Raw genomic sequence first — 3,772 nt, 5'->3', positions numbered from 1 at the left:
GTTCGCTGATCAGCCCCGTAACCGCAATACGGCCTGGTCGCGTCCCATGCGCTTCGACATGATCTGCGAAGCCCACGGGATCGAACATCGTCTGACGAAACCCAATCATCCCTGGACGAACGGTCAGGTTGAACGGATGAACCGGACAATCAAGGAAGCAACTGTCAAACGCTTCCATTACGACAGCCACGAGCAGTTGAGGACACACCTCAGCGACTTCATGGCAGCCTATAATTTCGGGCGAAGACTCAAGACCCTCAGTGGCCTTACCCCTTACGAATATGTCTGCAAAATCTGGACTTCAGAGCCAGAAAGATTCATCATCAATCCAATCCATCAAACCCCGGGACTAAACACCTAAGCATATTAGTAACAGAAAGCGCATAATTTGACCAGCCGAAGAGTATGTCGCGTAGATCAGCCAACTTAATGTCGGCTTTACGACCTCTGAGATACTACGTCCAGCGTCCGACATGAGGCGAAACCGGTAAGTCCGCTTAGCGCGTGACAAGCAGACAGGCTGCTTCCGCCCTCATGTCGGACAATCCGAAACACAAACGAATGACCGCAAAGCGGACGATGCAGGCCCATCTTGCCTGGGTGATTTTTATTCTCTCAGGCGAGTATCAATGCCCGCCAGATTCAGTTCGATCCGAACTGGCGTTTCTTTTCCGAAGGCCTGATGAAGCGCGTGGCGAGCAGCAGGACGCCATGAAATAACGCGAGCAGCCCAAATGTTTCGCCATAAACCTCCGATGCGACATGGGACGGGCCGACCGTCGCAAGCCGCCACCCAAGGAACGTGGCGCATGCTGTGATCAATGTCGGTCCTCCGATCCTTTGCATGATGTTCAGCGCGGTCGTTGCCATCGGGATATCCGCGCGTGCGATAGAAGCATATCCCGCGCTCATCGCCGGAATACCGACGGCGCCCCCACCTCCGCCACGCAGCAGCAACGCTATAGTGAGCAGGACGACGTTCAGACCGTTATAGGAGAGCAGCATCAGGATCACTGTTCCGACAAAGGACAAAAGAGCCCCGCAACCGGTCAGATCGCGCGCGTCAAACCGCTCACTCAGACGGCCAATGAGCGGATAGACGCACATCATCCCCAGACCCAGGGGTGCCATGAACAGGCCCGTCCGCTCGGGCGAGATACCGCAGGCGTGGATCAGCCATACGGGTAGAAGCATCTGACCAGCGAACGACACCCCGTTCGTCAGAAACATGATGACCGCCGACACCGAAAAGGCAGGCGTACGCAGCAGGCGCAGGTCGATCAACGCGTCATCGCCCTTGTGTCGCGCGGATCTGACATACAGGACGAACAGCACGAGGGACGCGCCTAAGGTCGCCTGTCCATAAGGCCGGGCGACATGATCCATGCCGTAGAGAAACGAGACGAGAGCGGGCGCGAGAAATCCGAGCCCTGTCAGGTCAAGTGGACGGGGGCGCTCGTCATGCCGATCGTCAGGGAGAAACAGGACGGCGAGGATAAAGGCCGCGAGCCCGACCGGAACATTGAGAAGAAAGATCCAGCGCCAAGACGCGACGGAGAGAATGGCACCGGCGGCGACGGGTCCAAGAAGCGGCGCGAGCAGAACAGGTGCCGTCATTGCGCTCGCAACCCTCGGCATCTGTCGGCCCGCGACACGAGCAACCGTCATCTGCGCCATAGGGGCAAGCAGACCGCCCGCCATACCTTGCAGCAGACGGAATACGATCAGGGACGGCGCAGACCACGCCAGCGCACACAGGCCTGATGTCAGCGTGAAGGCACCGAAGCACCATAAATAGACCGCTCGCGCCCCGAGGCGGCTTACGAGCCATCCATTCAGGGGCAACGTCAGGGCGAGCGCCAGCAGATAGCCGCTGACCACCCATTGAATGTGCGAAAACGGCGCGTGCAGGGTCGTAACGAGATCGGGAAGCGACACATTGACGATCGTGGCGTCCAGTTGCGCCATGAAAGACCCTATCGCCGCGACGCTCACGATTTTCCAGATGCCCGGAGGCAGTTGATCCGGGTCTGAGCCTGGCGCCGACGTTCTGGCGTTCATGAATGATCTCGCCGGGAACCGCGAGACGCGCAGACATGAGCCATGCGTTTACGCATCCAGCGCGATCGCGTCGCTCGTCGTCACCCGGCCGAGGCGAGGAAAAATCTCCTCACAGGCAAAGCGCTGCATCTCGTCCGTGAAGGTGGACATGAGATCCTCGACGAGCACAACGTTATATCCATGCTCATGCGCCGCTCGGGCGGTAGATTCCACACCCAGATTGGTGGCGATTCCGCCGAGCACGATGGTTGTAATATCACGTCGCCGTAACTGAAGATCGAGATCCGTGCCGTAGAAGGCACCCCATTGCCGCTTCGTGACACGCAGATCGGTCGGTTCGGCAAGCCCGTCGACCAGTTCAGCCCAGTCTGGTGCGAAGCCGCCAGGCGGTGAAAAGGAGCGATCGACAGCCGCATGCACGGCATCGGCGAAATCAGGCGCGAACGCTACATTAACCAGAATGACCGGTGCGCCGGCAGTTCGGAAACGCGCCGTGAGTTCTTTCGATCGCTCAACAATCAAAGCACCCGGTGTCGGAGCCAGGGGAAGCCCCGTAATGCCCTTCTGGAGATCGATCAGGACAAGAGCCGTCTTGGTGGCTTGAAGCGAAATCATGGAGAAACATCCCTGTCGGCGTTAGAACCGCCATCCCGAACCATTGTCCGGAACACGCGGTAACGTTAGTAAGTTGAGTAGACACTCAAGCAGGAGCATTATTTGAGGATGGACTCAAATTCGTCAAGGGGTAAACGGACGTCTCTTAAGCCGATGCGCGCGGCTGGGCGTCAGCGCGTTGAGGAATTGCTGGAGGCCGCGTCTGATCTCATGGCGGAACGAGGGTACGAGGCCACGACCATGGCGGAGATCGCCGCGCGCGCCGGGGCGAAGATCGGCTCGCTCTATCGTTTCTTTCCAAACAAGGAGGCGGTCGCGGACGCTTTGGTGCAGCGGCATATCGCCGTTCTGGAAGACGAATACGCGGCACTCGCCAAACGTGCCGCCACGCTGTCGCCCGAAGCATTGGCGGACGTCCTGATCGAGTTGCTTGTCACGCTTTATCCTCGCGTGAAATCCCTGTCCGCGCTGATGGAGGCCCGGACCGACAGGATGGAGATTCGCGAACGTGCACGAGGACATGCGATAGCTGGAATTGCGGCTGCGTTGCGTGTCTGTGCACCAGGGTTGGGTGAGATGCTGGCGAAAGACATTTCTGCGGTCGTTCTGAACACTATGAAAGTGTTGCGCGGTATGCTCTCGAAGGACGCGCCCACGATGCCAGGTGCGCCTGACGAATTGCGGCGGATGCACCGTCTTTATCTCGCGGACCGGCTGGAGCCGTTTCGGCGCACTTTAGGTGTTTAGTCCCGTGGTTTGATGGGTTGGATTGATGATGAATCTTTCTGGCTCTGAAGTCCATATTTTGCAGACATATTCGTAAGGTGTGAGGCCACTGAGGGTCTTGAGTCTTCGCCCGAAATTATAGGCTGCCATGAAATCGCTGAGGTGTGTCCTCAACTGCTCATGACTGTCGTAATGGAAGCGTTTGACGGTTGCTTCCTTGATTGTCCGGTTCATCCGCTCAACCTGACCGTTCGTCCAAGGATGATTGGGTTTCGTCAGACGATGTTCGATCCCGTGGGCTTCGCAGATCATGTCGAAGCGCATGGGACGCGACCAGGCCGTATTGCGGTTACGGGGCTGATCAGCGAAC

Annotated in this window: 5 protein-coding genes; 2 read left to right on the top strand and 3 right to left on the bottom strand. The window is 58.1% G+C overall.

Annotation, left to right across the window (positions count from 1 at the left end; genetic code table 11):
• Positions 1–361, top strand: a 361-nt coding sequence (locus tag HKD24_RS14790; protein ID WP_194260934.1) for an integrase core domain-containing protein, incomplete at its 5' end; no start/stop codon positions are given.
• A gap of 281 nt (positions 362–642) precedes the next feature.
• Here the strand turns inward: HKD24_RS14790 and HKD24_RS14785 are convergent.
• A complete protein-coding gene (locus HKD24_RS14785; protein WP_194260933.1) occupies positions 643–2,061 on the bottom strand; it encodes a DHA2 family efflux MFS transporter permease subunit in 1,419 nt (472 codons plus the stop codon).
• A 48-nt stretch (positions 2,062–2,109) separates the two neighbouring features.
• Entirely contained in the window at positions 2,110–2,676 is a 567-nt protein-coding gene (locus tag HKD24_RS14780) for a hydrolase (RefSeq protein ID WP_194260932.1), read from the bottom strand.
• Positions 2,677–2,784: 108 nt separating this feature from the next.
• Here HKD24_RS14780 and HKD24_RS14775 point away from each other — a divergent pair, with 108 nt between their 5' ends.
• Positions 2,785–3,423, top strand: coding sequence for a TetR/AcrR family transcriptional regulator (locus HKD24_RS14775; RefSeq protein ID WP_194260931.1), 639 nt, complete (start codon positions 2,785–2,787; stop codon positions 3,421–3,423).
• On the opposite strand, the gene HKD24_RS14770 is transcribed toward HKD24_RS14775, so the two are convergent.
• On the bottom strand, positions 3,412–3,772 hold a 361-nt coding region (locus HKD24_RS14770), incomplete at its 5' end, for an integrase core domain-containing protein (RefSeq protein ID WP_194260930.1). The genes HKD24_RS14775 and HKD24_RS14770 overlap by 12 nt on opposite strands.

This window comes from Gluconobacter vitians (assembly GCF_015244565.1).
In the GTDB taxonomy this organism is placed as follows: Bacteria; Pseudomonadota; Alphaproteobacteria; order Acetobacterales; family Acetobacteraceae; genus Gluconobacter; species Gluconobacter vitians.
Note: the sequence above shows the minus strand (reverse complement) of the source record. Positions and strands in the feature narration are given on the sequence as shown.